The sequence below is a fragment of the Trichocoleus desertorum AS-A10 genome, assembly GCF_039962155.1.
GTDB lineage: Bacteria > Cyanobacteriota > Cyanobacteriia > FACHB-46 > FACHB-46 > Trichocoleus.
Genome location: NZ_JAMPKN010000003.1, coordinates 18,226 through 37,272, shown reverse-complemented (window position 1 = coordinate 37,272; position 19,047 = coordinate 18,226). Strand labels below are relative to the sequence as shown.

Below are 19,047 nucleotides of genomic sequence, written 5' to 3'. Positions count from 1 at the left end.
TCCCAAAGAAGGAGGTCACTGATATATTACGAAGCGGCCTGCTGCATTTCAGCATAAGCGGCATATACACCTTGAACGTTGTACCAATTGAGAAAGATACGAGCGATCTCTAGGGCTAGTTGGGGCTTGCCTTGCTCAATCAACCATTGCAACAAAGGAGCTAAGGTTCGTTCATTTAAGGAGCCGCCTAGAGAGAGTAAGCCCCAGAGCACGCGATGCAGCCAAGTCATTTGAATCATCATCCGCACTTCCCAGGTGGGATGCTTTTGATAGAACAAAACTCCCATGCGTCCGCGTTGAATTTCTTTATCAATTAGTTGCGGAATTTCTGCTAATGCAAAAGGTGGGTGCCAATGGTAACCAACCGCATCGGGGCATTTAATCAGCTTGAGACCTAATTGCTTTAGCCGCACGCCTAGCTCCAGATCTTCCCAGCCGTACAGTTGGAATTGAGTATCAAATAAGCCTGCTTTTTCTAGCCAGTAACGAGCGATCGCGACATTACCTGTAGCAAAATAGGCGGCTGAGAAATCTGTGACTTTGTAGGGCTCACTGGTGGGTTGCTCAAAATTGCAGGTATTAATCACTCGACCGTAGGTGAAGAGGCGGGGCGGCTCATTGGGGGTCGCTGGGGCGGGGAGCGATCGCTGGCCTTGCTTTAGACCATCCGCATGAGCTTGCAAAAACTGTTCGGTAACAACCAAGTCACTGTCAATAAAAATAATCGTATCCCCAATCGCTTGCTGCACCCCCAAATTCCGAGCCGCAGATGGACCTTGGTGATCTTGGCAAAACAACCGGACATGAGGAAACTCTGCTGCACTTGTGCGTATCCAATCGACTGTGCCATCCGTAGAGCCATCATCAACTAGCACAACCTCATAACCAGTCACCTCGGTATCTGTTGCTAGGTGTTGGCGCTCTAAAGCCCTCAAACACTTTTCTAAAATCGGTTGGCGATTGTAGGTCGGGATGACAACACTAAAAAACACAGCTTCTCCTGCAAGGGAACCTTACTCTCAATATCTTCAGCCAATCTTCAGCTATGCCTTGGCTACCTAGCTAGCCTTAAAGCTTATGGCATTTGAGTGACTCAACAAAATCAAGCATCAATGATGTATCTGTAGAGATTCTGACAAGAATTTATGAATATTGGTTGCATAATAGGGACTCAGTTGTTCTACCAAATCGAGAAAATCAATGGGTCGCGCCAAGAAAGTTGTGCTGGCATACTCCGGCGGAGTTGATACTTCCGTCTGCATTCCTTATCTCAAAACTGAGTGGGGGGTTGAAGAAGTTATTACCTTAGCAGCCGACTTGGGCCAAGGGGATGAACTAGAACCCATCCGCAAAAAAGCACTCGACTCAGGCGCTAGCGAGTCCTTGGTAATCGATGCAACGGCAGGTTTTATCAAAGCGTATGCTTTTCCTGCGATTCAAGCTAATGCACTCTACGAGAATCGCTATCCCCTTTCTACCGCTTTGGCTCGGCCCCTGATTGCCAAGCTATTGGTGGAAGCAGCTGAAAAATATGGTGCCGATGCGGTCGCACACGGTTGCACAGGCAAAGGCAATGACCAAGTGCGATTTGATGTCTCGATCGCCGCCTTAAACCCCAATCTCAAAGTCTTAGCGCCCGCTAGAGAATGGGGCATGAGCCGGGAAGAAACGATCGCCTACGGGGAAAAATTTGGCATTCCTGCTCCAGTCAAGAAGTCTTCACCTTACAGCATCGATCGGAACCTCTTGGGCCGCAGTATTGAAGCAGGCCCCCTAGAAGACCCTTGGACTGAGCCTCTAGAAGAAATCTACGCTTTGACCAAGGCGATCGCAGAGACACCCAACGAACCAGAATACGTAGAAATTGGCTTTGAGAAGGGTTTGCCGACCCACCTGAATGGAGAAGCTTTAGATTCTGTAGCGCTGATTACCCGACTCAACGAACTCGCTGGCAATCACGGCGTCGGGCGGATCGATATGCTGGAGAACCGTTTAGTTGGCATTAAGTCGCGTGAAATTTATGAAGCACCCGCTCTCTTAGTGCTGATTCAAGCTCACCGAGATTTAGAGAGCCTAACGCTAACGGCTGATGTCACCCACTATAAGCGGGGCATTGAGGAAACCTACAGCCAACTCGTCTACAACGGCCTCTGGTATAGCCCCCTCAAGGGAGCTTTAGACGCTTTTGTGCAACAGACCCAAGAGCGCGTTTCTGGCACTGTACGAGTCAAGCTATTTAAAGGCAATGCTAATATTGTGGGGCGGCAATCTGCCAACTCCCTCTACAGCCCAGACTTGGCAACCTACGGCGCAGAAGACAAGTTCGACCACAAAGCAGCGGAAGGGTTTATCTATGTTTGGGGCCTACCCACGCGGGTTTGGTCACAACAAAACCGCCTTTAACCTTTTCCATTTAGCTTTGGATTTAGTCAAAAGCTCTAAGACAATCAAAAAACAGATGGAGCAATGCAAAACTGCTCCATCTGCTAAATTTGCCTATTTACCAACAGGTATCCAAAGCTGATTTAGTTTGATCCAGCTTCAGAATTAATCTGGACGTTCTAATTGCTTAGCTTTACGAGTTTCTAACCAGATAGGAACTGCAATCCAGGCGATCGCTAGGAACAAAGCGACTCCAGCAAATTGAGCGGCCCAAACAACTAGCTGTTCTAAGGGCACGATTCGACCTGCGAAGAAGGCCAGGGTCACCATTACAGAAGCCCAAACCGTTGCCCCAAAAAAGTTATAAAACATGAATTTGAGAAACGGCATCTGGGCAATTCCAGCGAGCGGGCTAGCAAAAACTCGGAGCAGAGCAATGAAACGGCCAAAAAACACCGTCTTTCCGGCGTTTTCACTAAATTGATTTTTGACTTCTAGCAGTTGCTCTTCTCGAAAGCGGAAGATGCGACCGAGGCCAACGAGCAGTGGCCATCCGCCCCATCTACCAATCCAATAGCCGCAAGTCCCGCCCAGCGAAGCACCGAGAACTGCACTACCGAGGACAATCCAGTAATTCAGTTCACCGCTACCCGCCAAGAAACCGCCAGCAAGTGTCGCAGTTTCACCGGGAATTGGCAAGCCGAGATTTTCTAGCAGAATACCTACAAATACTGCCCAGTAGCCATATTGACGAGCTAATTCCTGGATAGTCTCTAGCGATAAAAACTCGAAAGACATGCAACACAGCCTTTACAAAGATTTGCCTTTCTTAAGATCTTGACTCGCCTATCTGAAAGTGTCAATAAACCCTTGGTAGTGCCAGACGCTACTGGGACAAAACTTGCTTCTCAGAGGATTTACGCCTTTGTAGGCCAAACTTTCAAGAGTAAGTCAATCGCATTCTCGATTTGAGGGCGATCGCTGAGCAGTTTAGGTCTGATCCAACTAGGATTGAAAGAAGCAATTGGTTGCGGAATAGGTGATGGATGTCAGAGGTGAGTCAGGTTGCCGTTAAGTTTTGGGATGTTACCTATCGCCTTAAGCAGCGTGCTTTGATTACTCAACTAAATTTTGAAGTGCATCGAGGTGAAATCTTAGTTTTGCTGGGGCGGAGTGGTTGCGGCAAAACTACCACTCTCAAGTTGATCAATCGGTTGCTATTGCCAACGAGTGGCGAAGTTTGGGTAGAAGGCAAACCTACCAGCCATTGGAATCCGATTCAACTGCGACGACGGGTTGGTTATGTGATTCAGGAAGTGGGGTTGTTTCCGCATTTCACAGTGGCTCGGAATGTGGGGGTGGTACCTGCTCTGGAAGGATGGGAGCGCGATCGCATCTCTGCCCGTGTCAAGGAACTTTTAGAACTTGTGGGCCTAGACGCCAAGCATTTTGCCCACCGTTATCCTCATGAACTTTCGGGTGGTCAACGGCAACGAGTGGGAGTGGCGAGAGCTTTAGCGGCTGACCCACCATTATTGTTGATGGATGAACCGTTTGGAGCGCTGGATCCGATTACGCGGTTAGAAATTCAGCGAGAGTTTCGCCAACTGCAACAGCAACTCGGCAAAACCGTGGTATTTGTGACTCATGATGTGCAAGAAGCCTTTCTGCTCGCTTCTAGAATTGGCTTAATGCAAGAGGGGCAATTGAGCTTCTGGGGGACACGAGAAGAATTTTTGCGATCGTCCCTTCCAGAAGTGCAAGCCTTTACCCAGTGCTTACAGCCGTTTAATACCACGTCAGACCGGGAAGCCAATTAATGAACCTGGGTGAGTTTTGGAGCCGTTATGCGGGTGAGATTGCTCAACACACTCTAGAGCATATGCAGATGGTGGGAATTGCCCTGGCGATCGCGATTATGTTTGGCATTCCTTTAGGAGTTCTGATTACTCGCAAGCCTCACCTCGGTAAGCCGATTTTAGGATTCGCCAATGTTGTACAAACGATTCCCAGTTTGGCGCTGTTCGGCTTTTTGATTCCAGTGCCATTTTTAGGCGGAATTGGCGTACAGACGGCGATTTTGGCATTAATTCTCTACTCCCTACTCCCTATTATTCGCAGCACTTACACCGGAATTGTCAGCGTTGATCCGGCGATTCGAGAGGCAGGAGTGGGCATGGGCATGACCGACTGGCAGTTGTTGTGGCAAGTAGAACTGCCGTTGGCCCTGGGCTTCATTCTGGCGGGGGTACGAGTGGCGACGGTGATTGGCGTGGGTTTAGCGACGATCGCAGCGGCAGTCGGTGCAGGTGGATTAGGGGTGTTTATCTTTCGCGGCGTGGCAGTAGTGGATAATCAACTCATTCTGGCTGGCGCAATCCCAGCGGCGGTGATGGCGTTGTTGGCAGATTTTGGTTTCGGCTGGCTGGAGCGGCGGCTAACACTAAAGGGTTCCCGATGAGAAGAACAGTTGTCTTGGGTTTAATCGCAAGCGTTTTGAGTTTGGCGATCGCAGGCTGCAACTCTAGCAATCAGCGTATCGTGGTCGGCTCCAAAAACTTCACCGAGCAAGTGATTTTAGGGGAGTTGCTGGCTCAAGAAATTGAAGCGAAAACCAATCTCGAAGTCGATCGCCGTTTGAATCTGGGGGGCACATTTGTCTGCCATCAAGGCATCGTAGCTGGCGAGCTAGACGTCTATCCGGAATACACAGGCACCGCTTACACAGCAATTCTCAAGCAGACTGCTATTAGCGATCCCAAGGCGGTCTACCAGCAGGTGAAACAAACTTATGCTCAGCAGTTCCAGTTGGAATGGACAGAACCGCTAGGCTTCAACAACACCTTCGCGATCGTGATTCGGGGCGATGATGCTCGTAAGAATAATCTCCAAACTCTTTCCCAAGTCGCCAAATATACTCCACAGTGGCAAGCAGGGTTTGGCTACGAGTTTTTAGAACGCGCCGATGGTTTTCCTGGGTTAGCGAAAACTTACAATCTCAAATTTGCTGAGCAGCCCAAAGTGATGGACCTAGGCTTGCTGTATCGGGCACTTACCGACAAGCAAGTCGATCTCGTCGCTGGAAACTCCACGGATGGCCTGATCGACTCGCTAGGTTTAGTGGTGCTACAAGACGATAAGCAATATTTTCCGCCTTACGAGGCTGCCCCTATTGTGCGTCAAGAAACCCTACAAAAACACCCTGAACTGCGCTCTGTCTTCCAGGGGCTGGCTGGTAAAATCTCTGAAACCGAGATGCGACGACTCAACTACGAAGTAGACGGCAAACGCCGCGATGTAAAGCAAGTGGTAGAAGAATTCCGCAAAGCTCAAAACTTGTAGGGATTTTTGGCTAGCTAGACACTTCCTAGATGAATTCATTAGGATTGTGATTAAGTAGAGCAACGTCAACCAGGCTGGCCTTTCGGCCCAAGAATGTTTGGCGATCGCATCATGTTTGTAGCAAGGGGGCTGCCATGATCGAAATCATTTTAGTGATCACACTAGGCTTATTGCCTCCCCTATTATCGCTATGGCTGTTGCAGCGTGCGGAAACTAGAGCCCAGAACCGATTAAGGGCGGCAATGGTAGCGGCGGAACGTCGGAGTTTACAAAATCTCCGTCGAGCTTCTAGCGACCAGCGCTATGTCGAAGGCATGGGGTTGCTTACAGGCGATATTACCTGTCGGTTTAATGCGCGATCGGCGCATTTGCGTTGTGCGGTGAATCCTCTAGGGCCGTGTCAGGACTGTCGGTATTACGAGTCAATTGAGTTTAGCTAGGACGCTTCTAGTCATGCCGTAAACGCAAGAAAGGGGATAGTTTTCACCATCCCCTTTCTTAGAGTTTCTGAGTTTTAGAGATTAGAGCTGAGGCACGTACTGCTCTTTCTCGGGTACTACCGTGTACTCAGCCACAATTTGGCGGAACTCGTCGCCGTCGATGGTTTCTTTTTCAATTAAGAGATCCACCAGGCGATCGATTACGGTACGGTTCTCGCGGATGATGCGACGAGATTCATCGTAGCAGTGCTCCACAATTGAGCGCACTTGAGCATCAATCCGAGACGAAATCTCATCGGAGAACTCCGAACGAGTCATCAAATCTCGGCCCAAGAACACTTCGCCTGACTGGCTCTCTAAGCACAAGGGGCCTAAGTCAGACATGCCGAACCGGGTCACCATCTGCCGCGCCATGCTGCTGACTTGTTGCAGGTCATTACCCGCCCCAGTAGTCACCTCAGCATCGCCGAAGATCACTTCCTCAGCCGCACGACCGCCTAAAGCTCCCATGATCCGAGCCATCAGTTGCGCTTTAGAAATCAAGCCTTGCTCTTCGCTGGGAGTAAACCAGGTTAAGCCCTGAGCTTGTCCGCGAGGAATCAAAGTGACTTTTTGGACGGGGTCATGAGCTTTGACCAAGGTACCAATCACCGCATGGCCAATCTCGTGATAAGCAATCAAGCGCTTGCTCTTGCTATCGACCAGAGGAGTGCCTTCCATTCCAGCTACCACGCGATCGACTGCATCGTCGATTTCTAGCATGGTGATCGCTTCTTTACGGCGACGTGCGGTTAGGATAGCAGCCTCGTTCAGTAAGTTCGCCAAGTCTGCCCCGGTGAAGCCAGGAGTCCGACGAGCCACCAAATCGATCGAAACTTCGTCAGATAGCTTCTTGTTGCGAGCGTGGACTTGCAAAATTTCTACACGGCCTTTGATGTCGGGAGCATCTACCGTGACTTGGCGATCGAAACGACCGGGACGCAGCAAAGCTGAGTCTAGGACATCAGGGCGGTTAGTTGCGGCAATGATGATGATGCCAGTGTTGCCTTCGAAGCCATCCATTTCGGTGAGCAACTGGTTGAGGGTTTGTTCCCGCTCATCGTTGCCACCGCCGATGCCTGCGCCCCGTTGCCGACCGACTGCGTCAATCTCATCGATAAAGATGATGCAAGGCGCGTTTTCTTTGGCCTTTTTAAAGAGGTCACGGACGCGAGAAGCACCCACACCAACAAACATCTCAACGAACTCAGAACCAGAGATGCTGAAGAAGGGCACACCAGCTTCCCCCGCGATCGCCTTAGCCAACAAGGTTTTACCCGTTCCTGGAGGACCCACTAGCAACACCCCTTTAGGAATGCGGGCTCCAACGGCAGTAAAGCGTTCTGGCTTTTTCAGGAAGGTTACAACTTCTTGCAACTCTTCTTTGGCTTCTTCTACGCCTGCCACATCCTCAAACATGACACCCGTTTTCGCTTCCATCTGGAACCGAGCGCGAGACTTGCCAAAGTTCATAGCTTGACCAGGGCCACCTGGCACATTATTAGAGCGACGGAACAAGAAGAAGAGTCCCGCAATCAGCAAGATTGGGAAGACTAGGTTCCCCAATAGGCCCCAGATGGCACCATCATTACGAGGTGGATGCACATCAAAGCTGATTTTTTCGGTTCTGAGGCGGGAAATCAGTTCAGGAGCATTACCAGGCAAATCTACTCTGAGCCGCTGCACCCGATTATCTAATTCTGGATCAACCGCTTCTACAATTGCTGTCCGTCCTCCTTCATAAAGGTCAACACTTGTGACTCGACTTGCGTCTAGATATTCCAAAAAGCGCCCGTAGGTCATGCGGGTACTTGCCGCGTTTTTGCTCATATCTACTGGAGTTGGAGCAAAAGCGCCTTGCCAAAAGAAGAAACCGATGACCACAGCGGGCAGTGCCCACAGCAGCACTGTTTTCCAAGACAATTTCATAAGTTAGTGGCCTCTATATACGGAGCAACACGGAGCACAACAGTTAGATTCGGCGTGAGTGAGCCATCCCACTCGCAGAATAGAGTTTTTGAATCAAGGGCAGCTAAATTAATTTCCCTTAGCTTCATATCTATACAAGCTCAGGTTTGTCGGAGCTTGCTTAAGAACGGTTAAAACAACTTCTTAATCAAATTTAACTTAATTATCAGGATTGGGGCAAGCAAAGGGGTTTGTCTCCTCATAAACCATGCTATATAGTACTTTTGTACTATAGAAATAGGGCCTAAAGAAAGCGATCGCCAGATCTGGATTTACAAAGCTAGGTTTACCAGGTCTAGGCTCAGCCAGACTCAGGCTTTTTTCAGTATCCATTTCTTAGTACCTATGCCAAGACTTTACCGAGTTTTGGCTATTCAACCATCCCTCCTGGGGGCTTGAATCAGTGCTTCGTGGTCAAGACAGGGCATGCACAGTTATGAATTTAAGCGAGAGGTGAATAATTCGATGACTGCCAGACAACCCTCTAATTCACTCAATGGCCATTCCAGCAATGCTGCAGTTTTGAGTATTGACTTAGGTCGAACTTCTACTAAAGCTTGCGTGAGCCGCTATCCCGATGATGTAGTACTGATTGCTGCTAATGTCGCTCACTTAACCGTTGATCAAGTGCGACGGGGTGGGTTTGAGTCCCGTTCTACCGATGCGCTATTAGATATTTGGTTGGAGCACCAAGGTCGAGGCTACGCGATCGGGCAATTAGCAGCCGACTTTGGAGCCAACTTAGGCGTAGGACAATCCAAGGTTGAAGATGCCTTGGTGAAGGTGTTGGCTTGCATAGGGCATTTCAATCTCAGCGGGGATTTAGCTGTGGTTTTGGGATTGCCCTACCACTCTCAAGAGCAGTTCGATCGCGAAAAAGAACAATTAATCAGTTTGCTGCGATCGCCTCATGTTTTGGCTTACCGAGGAGAAGCGATCGCGGTCAACATTCAGCAGGTGTGGGTGATGCCAGAAGGCTATGGCAGCCTGATTTGGTGTGAAGCCCAAGACAAAGATGCTCATAGTCCCGACTTACCAAATTTGTCAGTCGCGATCGTGGATATTGGCCACCAAACTACCGACTTTCTCATGGTCGATCGCTTTCGGTTTGCGCGCGGAGCCTCCAAGAGCGAACCCTTTGCCATGAACCAGTTTTACGACCAAGTGGCAAGTCAAATTCAAGGCGCAGATAGTCAGTCGCTCTCGTTAATCGAAGCGGTGAATCGACCTCAAGGACAACGGTTTTATCGTCCGCGTGGTGCCACTCGCCCAACGGATTTGGATGCTATTCTGCCCAGCTTGCGGAAGAGTTTTGCCCGTGAGTTGTCGAACCGTTTAATCGCTTGGCTACCAGAACGAGTTACAGATGTGATCGTCAGTGGTGGGGGCGGCGAATTTTTCTGGCCAGATTTTCAACCCTTGCTAGAGGAGGCGCAGTTGCGTATTCACCTCGCCCAACCGTCGCGCAAAGCGAATGCCTTAGGCCAATACCTCTATGGTCGCGCCCAGTTGGCAACTGTTAATCCTCAACTCACCAAGGTCTGACTGCCATGCCCACTCCCCCGAAAAAGACGAATAAATCTATTACATTTACTCCGGAAGCTGCTGACCAAACTTTGCTGGCGGCGATCGAAGCAGCATTGAGCGAAGAGCAGTACGACAGTTTCAGTGATCTCTGTAAGCAAGCGCTCCAGCAAACCTTATTAGCCACTGAGCCCACTCAGTCTGTCAATCACGATGTTAGTCATGCTATTGACTTTGAAGCAGCCTTAACACCAATCCAGCAACAAGTAGCCCAACTAGAGGCAAAGTTAGTTGCTAGCCAATCCCAACAATTTGATCAGCTTGAAGCTCAGCTCAGGCAAGTTATTCAGCAGTTAGAGGAATTGGGAACGAAGAGCGATCGCGGGTTTTCTAGCTGGAAACAACCCACGAATAATCCGACAACGGAGTATCTCAATCAACTAACTAGTCAGCTCATTCACTTGACGACTCAAGTTGAAGCGATCGAGACTCACATTGCTCAGCAGTTTTCAGACCTACAATCTCAGCTTAGCCAGGCTCCATCAACCTTACCCTCTTCCGTGCCGACTCCTCCACCTAGCATGGTTGAAGTTTCGTCACCATTATCACCTCAGACTTGCATTCCTACTGACCCCATTGCCCTTGAACCTATCTTTGTTATCAAGGAGCCAGTCTCAAAAACAGCGGCTTTATCTCCCGAATCTGATCCAATTTTGAGCCGCCTCAGCTCTCTTCTAGAAGATTTCTAAGTCATTTAGATTGGCCCTCTAGCAAAGGCCTCAGCCCTTGAGTGTGGAGTCACTGAATTGGCACCTTAGCAACTCCCCACTCAAACTGAACTCATTAAACTCATTAATGGATAGGCTGAGATGATGGACGGACAACCATTAACGAACTTCTGAGAGCTTGATGCGGTAAGGATGGTAGCTAGCAGGTTTGTAGGAACCGATCCAGATTTTATAGGTTCCAGCAAGCCATTGACCTGCAATACCAGGGTTTTTGCCTTGATGGTCATCATTACACCAGGTGCCACCTGGCCCTTGAATCACCAAGGTAGTATCTTCAGGGCTTTCGACTTCCAAGCTGAGGTAATCGAAAAAGCCTGTCAGCGAGAGGGTGTGGTCTGGCTTAGTATCCATATAACCGCTGCACGGCCCTGTTATCGTATCATTGCGTTTTGCAATACTTGTAGCCGCCACTGACCCCCCACTAATACCCTGAATTCTAGTTGGGTCTGGGGAAAACTTGGGACCGAGTTTAACGTTTTCAAAGATCGAAAGTAAGGGAGATTGGGCTGACTGCGCTTGTGCCGGGGTCGTGATCAAACCTCCAGCTACGATCGCGATCGCGATTGGCAATCCTACTCCTCTGCCTAGCCCACTGTTGCGCATTCTGGTTGCCCTTAACTGCTTACTGACGGAATGTAGCAAATAGCAATCATGCCGCTAACAGATCACCATTGCTCTAAACCTACATTTTTGTTATTCGGAGTGTAATGAGCCCGCTTGCGCCCGATCCCACTCCGTAAATGATTGGTGAGAACTACTCTTGTAAAAAAGACGGTAGGGTTCCTAACGGAGTTCCCTACCCTTTGCTTGAGATAGTTTTACCACCCTATCTCCCTCAGTAACTAGTATCTTTCGTTTTGATTGAGTTAATTTGCTACAAAGCTGATGCGAAGATTTACTGAGCCACCGTCAAAGCTTGTTGCAGACGGGGTAAATCTTGTCCCTTCTGATGCAGAAGCAGCCAAGACTGAAGTAAATCAGGCCCCTGTAAATCTCCAGTCAATCCGGCACGTAGCGATCGCATCACTAGGCCTTTCTTGACGTTCTGCTCTTTCACCACCTGCTTGATGATGTCTTGCGCTTGCTCGGCAGTCAGACTGTGGTCGCTTGGTAAAGCCGCAGCCACCGCTTGCAGAGTAGCAGCCGAGCCTGCTTGCTGGAGTTGTGTCTTGGCTTCATCAGTGAAAGCAATCGGGTTGAAGAACAACTGGCTCATCTCGACTGCATCTTTTAGAAGTACCAAGCTCGCTGCTAGTAAACTCGTGAGCTCCTCTAGCCAAGCGCGATCGCCTGTGGGGTCAAACTGGTACCCAGCGGCTTGCCAAAAGGGAATTAACAAATCTGTCAGGCGATCGACAGGCATTGCATGCAAGTATTGGCTGTTGATCCAATTCAGCTTATCCCAGTCAAACTTGGCTCCTGCTTTATTGACGCGATCGAAGCTAAACAGCTCAGCTGCTTCAGGTAGGGTAAACAACTCTTGAGTGGCGTCTGGTGCAGACCAACCGAGCAAGGTCATGTAGTTGGCTAAGGCTTCTGGCACGTAGCCCATCTGCTTAAAATCGGAAATGGAAGTGACGCCATCCCGCTTAGAGAGCTTGGCTCCCGATGAGTTTAGAATCAGTGGCGTGTGACCGAACTCTGGCGCTGTAGCACCTAAGGCTTCGTAGAGCAGAATTTGTTTGGGCGTGTTGCCAATATGGTCTTCTCCCCGAATCACATGGGAGATTTTCATGTCAATATCATCGACAACCACGACAAAGTTGTAGAGGGGTGGTCCAATTTCATCAGCGGCAGCGGCCCGCGCAATCACCATATCGCCGCCCAGATCTCGCCCTTTCCAAGTGACTTTGCCCCGGACTAAGTCATTCCAGCTAATTTCTCGGCCATCCTCGATTTTGAACCGAATGACTGGCTGACGACCCTCAGCAATAAAAGCTGCTTCTTGCTCAGGTGTCAGGTTACGGTGACGGTTGTCGTACCGAGGAGCCTCGCTTCTCGCCTTCTGGGCTTCCCGCATGGCATCCAACTCTTCCGGCGTTTCGTAGCTGCGGTAAGCTAAGCCTTTGTCGAGCAGAGATTGAATTGCCTGCCGATACAAGTCCATCCGTTGAGTTTGGTAGAACGGCCCTTCATCCCAGGTCATGCCTAGCCAGGTCAAACCTTCCAGGATGTTTTGGGTGTATTCCGGACGCGATCGCTCTATGTCAGTGTCCTCAATCCGCAAGATGAATTGACCACCCTGATGGCGGGCAAACAGCCAGTTAAAAACCGCAGTTCTGGCAGTACCAATATGCAAGTTCCCTGTGGGACTGGGGGCAAGACGGACTCGAACAGTCATAGGTCAAAGTTAGAAAGGATGCAATTAGGCGGGATGAAAAAGGATGAGGGATGAAGAAGATTTTAATTCATCCTTCATCCCTCATGCTTCACATTTTATTTTACGGGACTGACGGGGCTCGAACCCGCAACTTCCGCCGTGACAGGGCGGTGCTCTAACCAATTGAACTACAGTCCCTTGCAAGTCGCGATTTCTATTATGCTGATGTTTCACGGGTTTGTCAAACGTTTTCTCAAATTTTTCTTGAGGGGTTTTTTAGATGCCAATTCGGGATGCGGTGGAGGCTGACCTACCCGCGATCGTAGAAATTTACAATGCCACCATTCCTAGCCGCAGGGTCACAGCGGATACTCAACCTGTCACCGTAGAGAGCCGTTTGGCTTGGTTACGCGATCGCAACTATCAATCTCGACCTTTATGGGTAATGGAGCAGGAGCAAACTGTGGTGGGTTGGCTCAGCTTTCAATCTTTTTATGGCAGACCCGCCTACCAAGCCACTGCCGAAGTGAGTGTTTACGTAGCTGCACCTTATCAGCGTCGAGGAATTGGGCAAATTCTTTTGCAGCAAGCCATTCAGCACAGCCCCCAGCTAGGCTTAAAAAACTTGCTCGGCTTCATCTTTGCTCATAACCAACCGAGTTTGCGGTTGTTTGAGAAATTTGGCTTCCAGCAGTGGGGCTATCTCCCGCAAGTCGCTAGTCTCGATGGCGTAGAGCGAGATTTAGTGATTCTGGGACGCAAAATTTCTGGCGCAGAACCCCTAGACCAACTCTGAGCAAAGTGATTCCTGCAAGAAACCTACCAGCCACTCTTTGATCTGGTAAGTGGCTCGACAATCATCTTCGTTGTACTGCACGATCGCATCTAGGTAAGCGCGATCTCCCGTTTCTAGCCACTGGCTATACCAGCAGATTGCCTGGGCTCCATTCGCTTTGGCATCGCGCCAGTCAAACCCCACCCAACGAGCGATCGGTTTGAGGGCATAGCTTTCGACGGGCAAAATTACCGTACGAGTCACCCGCTCATGCAAATCGACAAAGCGGTTGAGCAGTGGTCGCACCCAAGGAGATGGTGTGTCGTACAGCTTCGCCAAGCGCGCTACGGTTTGAGGCTCATAGGGGCAGAAATGAAAAATCGGAGCATCTGGATAGTCGTTGACTAACTCCAAAAACTGCTGCCAAACCAAAACCTCGTCTTCTGGCCGCTCCGCCAACAAGGGATGGAATGTTTCTTGCTGAGTTCGGCGATCAACAACCAATACCCCGTGTAGAAAAGCCACATTCAGGTCTGGTTCGGCTTCAATGTCAAAATAAAGTTCGACTGGGGCAGTCGGCAGTTCTTGGGACAAGTTTAAAGGCTTGCTGGAAGGTGACTTGTCTGGGTAGGCGATCGCTCGGTTCTCTAACACAGCTTGCGCTTGCCAAACTAGCCTTTGAGCTACTTCTGGACCAAAGCCAGGTAAAGTCTCCAGCCTGGTTGGTGTAGAACTGGCTAAAGATTCGACTGTAACTAGATCAAGGGCTTGCAACTGAGTGTAGCGGCTAGCAGTGACTCCAGGCAGCAGCGATAGATGCCGTTGCGCTTGTGCTACTCCCGAACAGTAGTTCAGCCAACCACACAGGTTACAGCGGTTGCGAGCAATGAAAACTTCGGGGGCTTCTGGGGCAAGCAGAGTTTGCAAACACTCTTGCAAAATCGTTTGCATCTGGGGCAACAAAGTCCACAAATCGACTTCGTAAGCTCCTTTTTCTCGCAGAATCAGCCAACTTGTCTCAGGCCAAGCGCCTTGCACCGCAGCCAAAACATAGGTATGAAACGTAGCCAGAATTTGGTATTCCAGCTTGGGGCGCTTGCCTAACCTAATTTCAGTTGGGACGTAAATCCAATCGCCAAAGTAAGACTGACCAGGTTGCTTGATCAGGAGATCGGGCTGACTCACCAAGGTCACTCCTTCTGGTGTCTCCCTTAGGAGAACCCCTTGGTAAATGCACTCTACTCCCTGCCGCATCATTTCCAGGGTGGCTTGGCCCCCGGCAATCCAATCTCTCGGCGGCCAGGTGGGTTGCTGCCAAGCATACTCTGTCAACACAGTTCGTCGATGAGCCGCGCTGTCCTGGATTAACTTGAGCAAGTAATCGCTCGGAGGATCTCGTTGAGTGAGATCCCCATAGATATCTAGGAAGGCTCTTCGACTACAGCGTTGATACTGTAGTAGGAGTTCAGTAGTCAGGAACATGCCTTCAACGCTAGCAGGAAATTTGCTTAGTTGTGGTATTTAGAGACTGCTAAATCAGCCTACTTTGTCGAAGAACCCAGATTCATCTCAGGATCAGCAACGGCAAAAGGCCTCTGGTGGTTGTATATGAGAATGATTTGAGTAGTCCATACCGCTCAAATCATTCCAAACTTTGGCCCTACCAAAACGCTTACTTACGCACGAAGCCAGCGGGATCTAGACGTACGTTGGCACAAACGATGCCAGGGCCAACAGGAGTGCCTTGGGTCGAGTGGATGTTTAGGTAGCCGATGTCTGCCAAAGCAACCGGGGCAGATAGCTGAACAGGATTGAAGGGTGAACCAACCCGACCAAAGCCACCAGCGCTAGATTGCAGTGGTGCGATCGCGGCCAAATCTGTAATGACGCCGCCACCAACTTCGGAATCTAATAGAGCTTTGTCGCCTTCGCAACTGGTGGGGTTAGCACCAGTCAGAGCGCCATGAAAGTGATAAGGCAGAGTCTGGCTAGGCTCTAAACCTGTGGTCGCGAAGTAGTAGCCTGTGACTTGATCTTCGTCGTTCACAAGTAGGGCACCACTGCCTAAAATCTTGCTAAAGCGAGGCTGGTAGCCAGGAATAACTGTGGTGCTAGCCGTTTCTCCAGCAGTAGAGACAAGCACGATGGGAAGGACTCGTTGGTCAGAAGCTTGCTCGGCAGGAGCGGGGGTTTCCTCGGCAGGGGTTTCCTCGGCAGGGGTCTCTTCAACGGGAGCTTCCTCAGCAGGAGCCTCTTCAGTTGGGGTTTCCTCAGCAGGGGTCTCTTCGGCGGGAGCTTCTTCGGCGGGAGCCTCTTCAGCAGGAATCTCTTCAGCTGGGGTTTCCTCAGCAGGAGTCTCCTCGGCGGGAGCTTGTTCTTGAGCGATCGCGCTCTGCTCCCCGATCAGAGCCATGCCGATGCTGCCACTAGCACCCATTACAGTCGCTAGTCCAACAATCAGAGCAGATTTCAACAGGGAGCTACGTAGTTGCCAGTTTGCCATAGGGACTCTAGTTCCTCACACGAACATCAAATATTTTTCCTTAAATAATTTATAAGAATCTATCTAATTGGGGATGTATCCCAGGATTGATTTCTCTAGGCAAATTGCTAAATCATTGAACATTCTAAGGTTACGAGCATGTCGTGATAACTTAAATTGCTAAAATGCTAAGGCTTGCCCACTGACTTGAGCCGCTAATGACCAGCAAGCTTCCGGTTCATCACCTTCTAGAGCGTCATCGCCACCAGTTTCCTGCCTTAGCGAATAAAGCTTATTTCAACTACGGTGGTCAAGGCCCAATGCCCCAAGCGGCTTTAGCAGCAATGCAGCAAGCGCACTTGCATATGCAACAAGCTGGCCCATTTTCTAATAGCAGCAATGTCTGGATTAATCAGGAATCTCAGCAAACTCGCCAAACGATCGCCGCAGAGTTGGGCGTAACGGCTGAAACCATCACCTTGACGGATAGCGTCTCGACGGGCTGCAATATTGCACTCTGGGGTATCAATTGGCAACCTGGCGATCGCATTTTGATGACTGACTGTGAGCATCAAAGCATCATCGCTGTGGTTCAAGAAATTCAACGTCGGTTTGGCGTAGCGGTAGATGTTTGTCCGCTGATGGCAACGCTGAATGAAGGTGATCCCGTGGCGGCGATCGCGCAACATTTAACAGCTAATACTCGCCTGGTTGTTCTCAGCCATATTCTGTGGAACACGGGCCAGTTGCTTCCCCTAGGAGAAATTGTGGCGGCTTGCCACGCCTACCCAACTCAGCAACATCCGGTACGGGTTTTAGTGGATGCAGCACAGTCGGTAGGAGTTTTACCGCTCGATTTGGCAGCGCTAGCGGTAGATTTTTATGCGTTTACAGGTCATAAGTGGTGGTGTGGCCCCGCAGGAGTCGGTGGGCTATACATTCGCCCAGAAGCGTTAGAAACCTTGCAACCAACCTTTATTGGCTGGCGAGGCATCACCACGGATGTCAATGGCCAACCCGCAGGGTGGGAACGAGGCGGCAAACGGTTTGAGGTAGCCACTTCCGACTATGCCTTGTATCCTGCGTTGAGAGTGGCGATCGCGACTCAGAGCGAATGGGGTTCAGTGGAAGCTCGTTATCAGCGGATTCAAACTCTGAGTGCTTATCTGTGGCAGCAACTGAAGGAATTATCTTCTGTGCATTGCTTGCGGACTGCACCACCGGAGGCAGGTTTGGTTTCGTTTCAGGTAGATCAAGCTTCTGGGCGATCGCACCGCCAACTGGCCCAGTTTTTAGAGAGCCAAGGTTTAATGGTTCGTACCATTTTGAATCCTGATTGTGTCCGTGCTTGTGTGCATTACCTGACTTTAGAATCGGAGATCGATCGCTTGGTGGAAGGCGTGCAGCAGTTTTGTCAAACGGTGGGGTAGGAGGAGAGCTTAGGCATGTCGCGACCCGTTTTATATGTGGCAATCACCAATCACGGTTTTGGTCATGCCACTCGTGCTGCTTCGGTAGTGGCAGAAATTCAACGCCTCTGCCCAGAGATTTTGGTGGCAATGGTGACAACGGCACCACGTTGGTTACTGGAGTCGTATGTGACTGGCGATTTTATTCACCGTCCCCGTGGCTTAGATGTCGGGATTATCCAAAGCGACAGCATCACGATGGACAAAGCCGCCACGCTGGAAAAACTGCGGCATATCCGGGCCCAAGAGCGATCGCTGATTGCCTCAGAAGTGAACTTTATTCAGCAAAATCGTGTGGGGCTGGTGTTGGCAGATATTCCACCTCTAGCTGCCAAAATTGCCAAAGCCGCAGGCGTACCTTGCTGGATGATGAGCAACTTTGGTTGGGACTTTATCTATCAAGCTTGGGGCGGTGAGTTTGTAGAAATTGCCGATTGGATTCGGGGTTGTTTCCAACAGTGCGATCGCCTGTTTCGCCTACCTTTCCACGAATCGATGAGCGCCTTTCCCCAAATCACAGATGTGGGTTTAACCGGAGGCTCGCCTCGCTTTGATTTAGATCAGCTCCGCGCCACGTTTAATCTCACTGCCCTGCCAGAGCGAACCGTCTTACTCACCTTCGGCGGTTTGGGTCTAGATCAAATTCCCTATCAGAATTTGCAGCGCTTCCCTGATTGGCAATTCATCACCTTCGATCGCCAAGCTCCAGATTTACCGAACATACGCCAAGTCACTGATCACCAATACCGTCCGGTTGACTTTATGCCGCTGTGTGGCCGTTTAGTCTCCAAACCGGGATACAGCACCTTTGCCGAAGCCTGCCGTCAGAACTTGCCGATTATCACCATTACTCGCGATGACTTTGCTGAATCGCCCGTGTTGCTAGCAGGCATCCAGGATCATGCTCAGCATCAAATTCTGCAACCAGATGAATTTTTCCACAGCAACTGGGAGTTTTTACGCCAATCACCTCAACCCCCGCGTCAGTCTGAAGCGGTCAGAACCGATGGCAATCAGGCGATCGCTGAAGCGGTGATTCAGCACTTTGCCCAGTAAATTTATTCAATTAACCAGCTATTCAAAATTCATGCGCCATTACCAACGTTTCGTGACCATCTCAACTGCGGGTAAGTCGCTGGCTACAATCACCTCCAAGATTCAGGCGATCGTGGCGGAGTCAGGGATTGAGACGGGACTCTGTACTTTGTTTCTGCGGCATACTTCGGCGAGCTTGCTAATTCAGGAAAATGCTGACCCAGACGTGTTACGCGATTTAGAAAACTTTTTTGCCAAGCTTGTCCCCGAAGATAGCCAACGCTACATTCATAGCGCTGAAGGCCCAGACGATATGCCCGCTCACATCCGAACGGCCTTAACTCACAGCTCCGAGCAAATTCCGATCGCTCAGGGTCGATTAGTCCTAGGCACCTGGCAAGGCATTTATGTGTGGGAGCATCGCCAACGCAGTCACACCCGCGAGCTAGTGGTACATATCACTGGAGATTGAAACCCGCTCAA

At 50.1% G+C, this 19,047-nt stretch carries 18 protein-coding genes and 1 tRNA gene; 11 read left to right on the top strand and 8 right to left on the bottom strand.

Going from position 1 to position 19,047, the window contains the following annotated elements; genetic code table 11:
* Positions 1–26: 26 nt before the first annotated feature.
* Positions 27–992 carry a glycosyltransferase family 2 protein gene (locus NDA01_RS06945; protein ID WP_348227371.1) on the bottom strand — a complete coding sequence of 322 codons (966 nt, stop codon included), beginning with the start codon at positions 990–992 and terminating at the stop codon, positions 27–29.
* Positions 993–1,200: 208 nt separating this feature from the next.
* Here NDA01_RS06945 and NDA01_RS06940 point away from each other — a divergent pair, with 208 nt between their 5' ends.
* Complete coding sequence (locus NDA01_RS06940) at positions 1,201–2,403, top strand: argininosuccinate synthase (protein WP_348227370.1); 1,203 nt, start codon at positions 1,201–1,203, stop codon at positions 2,401–2,403.
* Between the two features lie 144 nt (positions 2,404–2,547).
* Here the strand turns inward: NDA01_RS06940 and NDA01_RS06935 are convergent, their stop codons facing one another.
* The gene (locus NDA01_RS06935) at positions 2,548–3,180 is read right to left on the bottom strand and encodes a DedA family protein (protein ID WP_348227369.1); all 633 of its coding nucleotides are present in this window, start codon (positions 3,178–3,180) and stop codon (positions 2,548–2,550) included.
* 248 nt (positions 3,181–3,428) lie between these two features.
* Here NDA01_RS06935 and NDA01_RS06930 point away from each other — a divergent pair, with 248 nt between their 5' ends.
* From NDA01_RS06930 to NDA01_RS06915, 4 genes are all read left to right on the top strand, one after another.
* On the top strand, positions 3,429–4,202 hold the full coding sequence (locus tag NDA01_RS06930) for an ATP-binding cassette domain-containing protein (protein ID WP_348227368.1): 774 nt from the start codon (positions 3,429–3,431) through the stop codon (positions 4,200–4,202).
* Positions 4,202–4,843 (top strand): ABC transporter permease, encoded by a 642-nt coding sequence (locus tag NDA01_RS06925; protein WP_348227367.1) that lies wholly within the window; start codon positions 4,202–4,204, stop codon positions 4,841–4,843. Before NDA01_RS06930 ends, NDA01_RS06925 begins: the two co-directional genes overlap by 1 nt.
* Positions 4,840–5,724: a glycine betaine ABC transporter substrate-binding protein gene (locus NDA01_RS06920; protein WP_190551655.1), complete on the top strand. Its 885-nt coding sequence runs from the start codon at positions 4,840–4,842 to the stop codon at positions 5,722–5,724. Before NDA01_RS06925 ends, NDA01_RS06920 begins: the two co-directional genes overlap by 4 nt.
* A 134-nt stretch (positions 5,725–5,858) precedes the next feature.
* Positions 5,859–6,164, top strand: coding sequence for a DUF6464 family protein (locus NDA01_RS06915; RefSeq protein WP_348227366.1), 306 nt, complete (start codon positions 5,859–5,861; stop codon positions 6,162–6,164).
* Positions 6,165–6,245: 81 nt separating this feature from the next.
* Here NDA01_RS06915 and ftsH2 read toward each other — a convergent pair whose 3' ends face one another.
* Positions 6,246–8,132 (bottom strand): ATP-dependent zinc metalloprotease FtsH2, encoded by a 1,887-nt coding sequence (gene ftsH2, locus NDA01_RS06910; protein ID WP_190436490.1) that lies wholly within the window; start codon positions 8,130–8,132, stop codon positions 6,246–6,248.
* 504 nt (positions 8,133–8,636) lie between these two features.
* On the opposite strand from ftsH2, the gene fcmB reads away from it, so the two are divergent.
* Together fcmB and fcmC are read left to right on the top strand one after the other, a co-directional pair.
* On the top strand, positions 8,637–9,716 hold the full coding sequence (gene fcmB / locus NDA01_RS06905) for a filament morphology actin-like protein FcmB (protein ID WP_348227365.1): 1,080 nt from the start codon (positions 8,637–8,639) through the stop codon (positions 9,714–9,716).
* Positions 9,717–9,721: 5 nt separating this feature from the next.
* Positions 9,722–10,444: a filament morphology membrane protein FcmC gene (gene fcmC / locus NDA01_RS06900; RefSeq protein WP_348227364.1), complete on the top strand. Its 723-nt coding sequence runs from the start codon at positions 9,722–9,724 to the stop codon at positions 10,442–10,444.
* 138 nt (positions 10,445–10,582) lie between these two features.
* Here fcmC and NDA01_RS06895 read toward each other — a convergent pair whose 3' ends face one another.
* The 3 genes from NDA01_RS06895 to NDA01_RS06885 form a co-directional block, all read right to left on the bottom strand.
* Positions 10,583–11,086, bottom strand: coding sequence for a hypothetical protein (locus tag NDA01_RS06895; RefSeq protein WP_190551661.1), 504 nt, complete (start codon positions 11,084–11,086; stop codon positions 10,583–10,585).
* Positions 11,087–11,378: 292 nt separating this feature from the next.
* Positions 11,379–12,824 carry a glutamate--tRNA ligase gene (gene gltX, locus NDA01_RS06890; RefSeq protein ID WP_348227363.1) on the bottom strand — a complete coding sequence of 482 codons (1,446 nt, stop codon included), beginning with the start codon at positions 12,822–12,824 and terminating at the stop codon, positions 11,379–11,381.
* Between the two features lie 103 nt (positions 12,825–12,927).
* A tRNA-Asp gene (locus NDA01_RS06885) sits at positions 12,928–13,001 on the bottom strand.
* An 82-nt stretch (positions 13,002–13,083) separates the two neighbouring features.
* Here NDA01_RS06885 and NDA01_RS06880 point away from each other — a divergent pair.
* Complete coding sequence (locus NDA01_RS06880) at positions 13,084–13,599, top strand: GNAT family N-acetyltransferase (protein ID WP_348227362.1); 516 nt, start codon at positions 13,084–13,086, stop codon at positions 13,597–13,599.
* Here the strand turns inward: NDA01_RS06880 and NDA01_RS06875 are convergent.
* The gene (locus NDA01_RS06875; protein ID WP_348227361.1) at positions 13,585–15,060 is read right to left on the bottom strand and encodes a TM0106 family RecB-like putative nuclease; all 1,476 of its coding nucleotides are present in this window, start codon (positions 15,058–15,060) and stop codon (positions 13,585–13,587) included. The genes NDA01_RS06880 and NDA01_RS06875 overlap by 15 nt on opposite strands.
* A 190-nt stretch (positions 15,061–15,250) precedes the next feature.
* Positions 15,251–16,081 (bottom strand): hypothetical protein, encoded by an 831-nt coding sequence (locus NDA01_RS06870; protein WP_348227360.1) that lies wholly within the window; start codon positions 16,079–16,081, stop codon positions 15,251–15,253.
* A 197-nt stretch (positions 16,082–16,278) separates the two neighbouring features.
* Here NDA01_RS06870 and NDA01_RS06865 point away from each other — a divergent pair, with 197 nt between their 5' ends.
* From NDA01_RS06865 to NDA01_RS06855, 3 genes are read left to right on the top strand one after another with little or no spacing between them, the layout of a single operon-like run.
* Positions 16,279–17,490: an aminotransferase class V-fold PLP-dependent enzyme gene (locus tag NDA01_RS06865; RefSeq protein ID WP_348227359.1), complete on the top strand. Its 1,212-nt coding sequence runs from the start codon at positions 16,279–16,281 to the stop codon at positions 17,488–17,490.
* Positions 17,491–17,505: 15 nt separating this feature from the next.
* Positions 17,506–18,585, top strand: coding sequence for a glycosyl transferase (locus NDA01_RS06860; RefSeq protein WP_348227358.1), 1,080 nt, complete (start codon positions 17,506–17,508; stop codon positions 18,583–18,585).
* Positions 18,586–18,637: 52 nt separating this feature from the next.
* Entirely contained in the window at positions 18,638–19,036 is a 399-nt protein-coding gene (locus tag NDA01_RS06855; RefSeq protein ID WP_431193337.1) for a secondary thiamine-phosphate synthase enzyme YjbQ, read from the top strand.
* Positions 19,037–19,047 lie beyond the last annotated feature (11 nt).